Genomic DNA, 6,000 nt, shown 5'->3' with positions numbered 1-6,000 from the left:
TATCCCCACAGCTCACCTAGAGGTTATCCACGGCGCAGGGCACCAGTGGCACGCCACCCATCCTCCGCTATTCCCCGGTTATCTCACGACCCATTTAACCCGCTAAACCCCGACAAGAATAATATCGTCGATAAATTCAAGTAAGTAGTAAAACTTCTTACTCGCTGTAGTTGCGATACCCTCCTGCGTCCCTCGCGGGATTCAGCAGTCCCTGTGCGGGAGGCTCTTACCTCGCTCAAGACTTTGTGGCACAAATAAGGTGCGCTTTTTGACGATAATAAAAGAAGTTAAGGTATTCGCAAATAATGTGAAATCAATGCGAAATCTAAAAAGGGCATAACGTAAGTCGATGTCTTACCAATCAGGAGGTAACTCACTAAATATCCTTAAATATGGAGGAAGTGTCGTTGCGGATATAATCGGGATAAAGAGTTGTGTAGACATGGCTAAACAGGCGTTCTAGATGGCGGGACCTACAGGAAGATATTCAAATGGTGAAACTAATAATTGAGTTTATTTTGTTTGGATGTTTAGCGGTGTTTTTCTGCTTTGTTTCTTGGGTTGAAATGCCTAATGCTAAAGATAAAAAAACTGGACGAAAACGTACTTTATATCAACGTTTACGTTTAGCTAATAGGCAACTACGCTTGCAGCTTTTCCTGGGAATTGCAGCGGCAGTAGTTGCGGTATTAGCTGCACTTCAGCTACTAGGTGTTATACCCTACCTCGACATTGTTTAGGTCACGTATATTAGCAAAAGATAATAAGTTTGTTGTAGGTTTGACTGATAGTTTTTTCTGTATGTTAGGTCGTTAGTATTACTGCTGGCATGAATACGTTTAATACGGAACTATGAAACGTGAAACTATTCTGCTTCAATGTCTCGGATTCACGCGCGAAAGCACCACTTACAATCGAACTAACACCCCTGAAAATCTAGTCGCTAATGGAGCTAAGCCCCATCTAAACCCTTGTTTGATTGAAAGCATAAATATCAATTTCAGAAAGGAAGTAAAGGAAATCTAATAAAACGTTACGGAGGTTTTCTCGTGGGCGGGTTTCATGTTCTAACCCCCAAGTATTGAACTAGCTAACAGAACTTAACAATTCCCCCCGGCGCGCCGGTGGGGCGCTAGAAACCGAGCAATAGAAGCCTCCAGCAGCGGGGAACAAGGCATACTACACCTGTTTACGGACTAGCGTAATCGTTCTATCCGCTTTTGCAGCGACGGAAGGATCATGGGTGACTAGCATGAGGGCGCAGTTACGCTGGCGAACTTGGGTAAGCAGTAGCTCCATGGCTTCTTCGCGTAACTCTGTATCGAGTGCGCCAGTGGGTTCATCTGCCAGTATCAGCTTGGGGTTATTGATGAGGGCACGCGCGAGTGCTGTCCGTTGGCGTTCACCTCCAGATAGCTGTTCTGCCATTCGAGATTCTTCCACGTCGAGTTCACTTAATAGTCGTGACGCTTCATCGTGAACGGTCGAATCGTTCTTGTCCCAAAGTAAGCGTGGCAACATAACATTATCGAGTGCGGTGTATCCGCTCATGAGTTCACCGTTTTGAAACACGACACCAATTGTGGTTGAGCGCAAACGTGCTAGCTGATCAAATTTAAGATTATTGACGTTCGTGCCATCAACTAGAACACTTCCGTCCAGCGGACGGTTCATGCCAAGGATTGTGGACAGGAGGGTGGTCTTACCAACACCAGAACGCCCCATAATTGCCACGGTCTCTCCCGCATCAATCTCAAGATTGAGCGCAGTAAACAGCGGGTTTTTATAACCACACGAGAGATTACGACATTCTAGTATGCTCATTTTAGCTCTTTCCCGGAAGCCAACTAGCGGCTTCTTTCTTAACTAGGACGTACATGAGAATTGCTTGGGTAAGAATAAAAACTAGGTAAATGATTCCCATACTGATTATGAACATCCAGGGGAAGAATTCACCAAACTTAAAAAAGAACTGGCTCGCGAGAAAGATGCCGATCCCTATGGAGGCTATTCCTGTCACCGAATTAACTACTGTGTTACGCATCGCCATGGTTCGGGCAATAACAGCAGATTTTCCAGTCAATGATGCAATAGAAGCGAATTCTCTGGCACGAGCGGTCGTTTCCCGCGCGTATTGCATCCATATTGAGGTCATTGCATATATGAAACCAAGCACAGTAAATAACGTCAACCAGGTTGCCTGCTGTCTATAGGTCTCCGCTATCGCCCTTTCGCTCTCTCCATCAATAATTGACAGAGGGGTTATAGCGGTATCGAACTTAATTCCCTGGATTTGTGATAGCAAATCCTCTTCTTGCTCAGAAATCGTATAAATCCAGACCCACCGAGAGGATAACGATATTTCATCGAGTTGCGCACCATATTCGGGAACTAATCTATGCTGGACATAGTCTTGAAGATGATTCGGGTTCACCTGCCCTGCACTTATTTCTGCAACGCCTTGATTATAGGTCGCTACATAAACAGCCAGTTTAGGGTCATGAGAAGCAATCTTAGATGCCGCATTGGCTAAACATGACGCGTAATCTCCAGAACAAGTGAGTGATGTCTTCACAACTTGGATACCTTCCGGAGGTCTGGGTGGAGGATCTTGAGCTCCCGTGATGATTCCAAACAAAGCTACGAGAATAACTCCGACAGCAACGAAACCTCCTGCCAAAGCACCAGTTCGAGAAGCTTCATAGGGATGGTTAATTATCCAGCGAAAAAATACGCCAGTTCGCAGATTTATACCTCGTTTTTTCGTTACAAAATTCGTCACGACAGTGCACAGAACTGCGAGAGTTGAATGTAACCCCAAAATCACCAAGAAAACTGTAAGCAGGATTAAAGGAATCACAAGGATATCGGGAATATTCAACCAGAACACCCCCATGACAGTTGCAATAACAATTCCAAGCCCGAAAAGCAAAAGCCTCGTTCCCGTACCGAAAGACCAACGCATACCGGAGTGGGTGCGGGTTTGGCGCAATTTTGGCCAGGCTAAGTAAGAAAAGGTGATACTTGTTGCTAGTGCAAGATATGCGATTAATCTTAAGGACGCATCAAGATAGATACCGGAGTGAAGCCGAAAACCCGTGAAAGGTAAACGCACATATCCCATCACCAGAACAAAGATTAGTAACGCAGCTAGACTAACCCCCAGCAAATACGGTTTATAGAGGTAGGTAACCGAGTGCCTAATGAGTTGACGACGCGGAGCACCGATACTCTCGAGCACGAACCGTTCTCCAGCAAGTAACTCCGCTACTGATTCACGTGTAGCCCGAAGGTTGAGGATAAGGGGGAAAATAAAAATTAAAAGAGCCACCGGTAATAAGTACTGTGACCATTGCTCATAGTTTACATCTCCAAAAATGGCACCTTTACGGGTATCTTTGGCAAAACCGGAGGAGAAAAACACGCCCTCTTCATTTCGTGCCAAATCAATAAAAGCTTTCCCATTGCTCGGTCGATAATAGACGACAATTTCGCCATCTAGAATCACCGTGTCATCAATTACCGCTTGAATCGACCCAAACTGGCGCTCCAAAATATCTGAATATTGTTTCGCAGCCCTAGAGACCGCTATTGTCCCGGGCTCGAGCCATTTTGTTAATCCTACAGGCAACTCACTGTCACCACTCAGCGGTTCAAGCTCCAATACCCCTACAAGGTGAGAATCAATATAAGTATTATCCACTCGATAAGCAAAGCTCGCGTTCTCCTCATCGGAGATATATACCGGTGAACGCGAGTTTGCTATCGTTCCTCTTGAATCGAGCTCAGCATAAATCGCCGCTAAGGCGAAAAAACACATAACCACAAAGAATGATGTGAGGCCTACAGCGACCCGCTGAATCCGGTGTGGATATGACATTTATACTCCGAGAACTAGAAAATCCAAGCTCCGCACTATTCTCACTTCTTTCTGTATAAGAGTTGATAGTAATTTCTAAGATTGCGAGAAAGTTACATACCTAAGAAAAGCCTGTCGCCTCACACCCCTATCCTAATAGACATGCCCTCTATCACGTCACGGTTTCCCCAGGATTATTTAGGGTGCTGAGCGATTCACGGGAGTTTTCTAAGTCAAATTATTGACCCCTAAACTTTGAGCAGCCAGAAAAATAATGGGTTACAAACTCAAAATAACAAAGTAGACTGAAAATAACTACACAAAAAGGGAGATTCGTAATGAAAACAGCAACATCAAATGTTAATTTTAAGCTCGATACTGATGTAAAAGAGTCGATGGAAGATGCTTGTAAAGCTATGGGGTTGACTCTTACCGCCGCCTTTACGATTTTTGCAAAAAAAGTTGGGACTGAACGACGTATCCCCTTCGAAGTGGCGGCGCCAATGTCCGATTACGCTCACGCTTTACATCGAGATTCAACAGCCTACCGCGCGGGACAGCTCGATACCGTTAGCCTAGAAGAAATGATGGCTCGCTATGGTATGGAAAATTGATTTTACCCGGCGCGCAGAAAAGGCTCTCAGCAAGATTGACAACACCGCCGCGAAGCGCATCCTAAAAGAACTCCATACTGTCAGCCAGCTAGATAACCCCCGCTCAAAAGGTAAAGCCCTAAAAGGCGAACTAACCGGCTACTGGCGTTACCGCGTGGGAAACTACCGGGTTATTTGCGACATCGTAGATTCAGAGCTACTAATCCTAGCGATTGATTTAGGACACCGCCGCGATATCTATGAACGATGAAAAGCTAAAGTAAGTTACACTGACAAAGCCTCTTCCAATCAGCATCACCGGCGATTATCTTCCAGCGAGGTTCTACCGTCCCACCCAAGGCAAAACAGGCGAAGAAGGCTTTTTAATCTTTGAGTCACGAACTAAGATAGCAGTATGACAATCACGACCAATCCGGTTACAGCGAGTGCTCCATCCCTAGAGCGGCTTCGTGCTGTCAAGGGGGACGTACGTGATGTCATTAAGCGCCATAAAGGCACTGGAAAATACTGGGTTTTTGGTTCGGTTGCCAGGGGCGAAGCAACCAGAGATTCAGATTACGACTTGTTGGTGGAGTTCCTTCCGGGTGCAAGCTACTTCAACTTGGCAGCTTTAGAAATTGAGTTAAGCAAGATGCTGCACAACCCGGTTGAGATTATGCCGATCTCTTCTCAAGGGTACGTGGCAGAGCACGCACGTTCCCAGGCAATCGCGGTAAATCATGGCTCCAACTCCTGATCCAAAAGTTGTGGTTAAAGCGCTTGGCGAGCTCGCTGCGATGGTAAAGCAAGTCATGCACGTTAGTAACCCTCGACCGGGAACGCTCAGCAATGATGATATCTTAGCTATTAATTTCACGCAAAATTAATGCTATTGTAGGTACATAGTAGTAGCAATTGCATGGAAAGAGGGTGCTTCTGGTGGCTAACATATCCTTCCGAACTGATGACCAGACGAAAAGTCAGGCCGCGGAGCTGTTCCGCGACCTGGGGTTAGATATGAGCACTGCAATTAACATATTTCTGAGGCAGTCGATTGCCAGCAACGGTATTCCGTTCACGCCGCGCCGGGAAAATTCAGCCAACCTACTGGCTCGTGCTGAAGCCGAATCCCGCACCGGAGCTTCCTTTGATAGTGTAGCTGAGCTAATGGCAGATCTTAATGAAGCTGACTAGAGTCTTTCGCACCTCTCAGTTCAAACGCGACGCGAAGGCACTGTTCAAAAAGCATTACAATCCGTCGAAGTTGGCACGCGCAGTTGCAGCCCTATTGGCTCAGAATCGCGACGAGTTACGAACCCGGTATCGCGACCACGCGTTGCAAGGTCAGTGGAAAGGATACCGCGAAATTCACCTCGAGGGAGATTGGCTACTGATATACCGAGTTGAGAAAAGCGAGCTATTGTTGGTACTCACCCGAACCGGGTCTCACGATGACCTGTTTTAGAACCCGCTTTGCTTAGTGTTCATCTGAGTCAGTTGCAGTTCGTTTGAAGCGATAGCTAATAGCATAACAAGTAATGGCAAGCG

General features: G+C 46.1%; 8 protein-coding genes. 6 read left to right on the top strand and 2 right to left on the bottom strand.

The annotated features are described in order from the left end of the window. The first annotated feature begins 491 nt into the window (after nt 1–491). Nucleotides 492–740: a hypothetical protein gene (locus QZT94_RS04995; protein WP_072510139.1), complete on the top strand. Its 249-nt coding sequence runs from the start codon at nt 492–494 to the stop codon at nt 738–740. Nucleotides 741–1,179: 439 nt separating this feature from the next. On the opposite strand, the gene QZT94_RS04990 is transcribed toward QZT94_RS04995, so the two are convergent. Then, the gene (locus QZT94_RS04990; RefSeq protein ID WP_296762731.1) at nt 1,180–1,824 is read right to left on the bottom strand and encodes an ABC transporter ATP-binding protein; all 645 of its coding nucleotides are present in this window, start codon (nt 1,822–1,824) and stop codon (nt 1,180–1,182) included. A 1-nt stretch (nt 1,825) separates the two neighbouring features. Beyond that, the gene (locus QZT94_RS04985; RefSeq protein ID WP_296762733.1) at nt 1,826–3,880 is read right to left on the bottom strand and encodes a hypothetical protein; all 2,055 of its coding nucleotides are present in this window, start codon (nt 3,878–3,880) and stop codon (nt 1,826–1,828) included. Nucleotides 3,881–4,197: 317 nt separating this feature from the next. Between QZT94_RS04985 and QZT94_RS04980 the strand changes: the two genes are divergently transcribed. The 5 genes from QZT94_RS04980 (at nt 4,198) to QZT94_RS04960 (ending at nt 5,917) form a co-directional block, all read left to right on the top strand. Then, entirely contained in the window at nt 4,198–4,473 is a 276-nt protein-coding gene (locus QZT94_RS04980) for a type II toxin-antitoxin system RelB/DinJ family antitoxin (RefSeq protein ID WP_296762735.1), read from the top strand. Next, nucleotides 4,457–4,723, top strand: a complete 267-nt coding sequence (locus QZT94_RS04975) for a type II toxin-antitoxin system RelE/ParE family toxin (protein WP_072510143.1) — start codon at nt 4,457–4,459, stop codon at nt 4,721–4,723. The genes QZT94_RS04980 and QZT94_RS04975 overlap by 17 nt, the downstream gene beginning before the upstream one ends. 144 nt (nt 4,724–4,867) lie before the next feature. Continuing rightward, entirely contained in the window at nt 4,868–5,209 is a 342-nt protein-coding gene (locus tag QZT94_RS04970; RefSeq protein ID WP_296762738.1) for a nucleotidyltransferase family protein, read from the top strand. 182 nt (nt 5,210–5,391) lie between these two features. Next, on the top strand, nt 5,392–5,646 hold the full coding sequence (locus QZT94_RS04965) for a type II toxin-antitoxin system RelB/DinJ family antitoxin (RefSeq protein WP_072510145.1): 255 nt from the start codon (nt 5,392–5,394) through the stop codon (nt 5,644–5,646). Beyond that, nucleotides 5,633–5,917, top strand: coding sequence for a type II toxin-antitoxin system YafQ family toxin (locus QZT94_RS04960; protein ID WP_072510146.1), 285 nt, complete (start codon nt 5,633–5,635; stop codon nt 5,915–5,917). Before QZT94_RS04965 ends, QZT94_RS04960 begins: the two co-directional genes overlap by 14 nt. Nucleotides 5,918–6,000 lie beyond the last annotated feature (83 nt).

Origin of the sequence: Varibaculum sp., from assembly GCF_008661855.1 — a bacterium.
Lineage (GTDB): Bacteria > Actinomycetota > Actinomycetes > Actinomycetales > Actinomycetaceae > Varibaculum > Varibaculum timonense_A.
The sequence above is the reverse complement of the archived record's forward strand: the minus strand, read 5'-3'. Positions and strand labels throughout refer to the sequence as shown.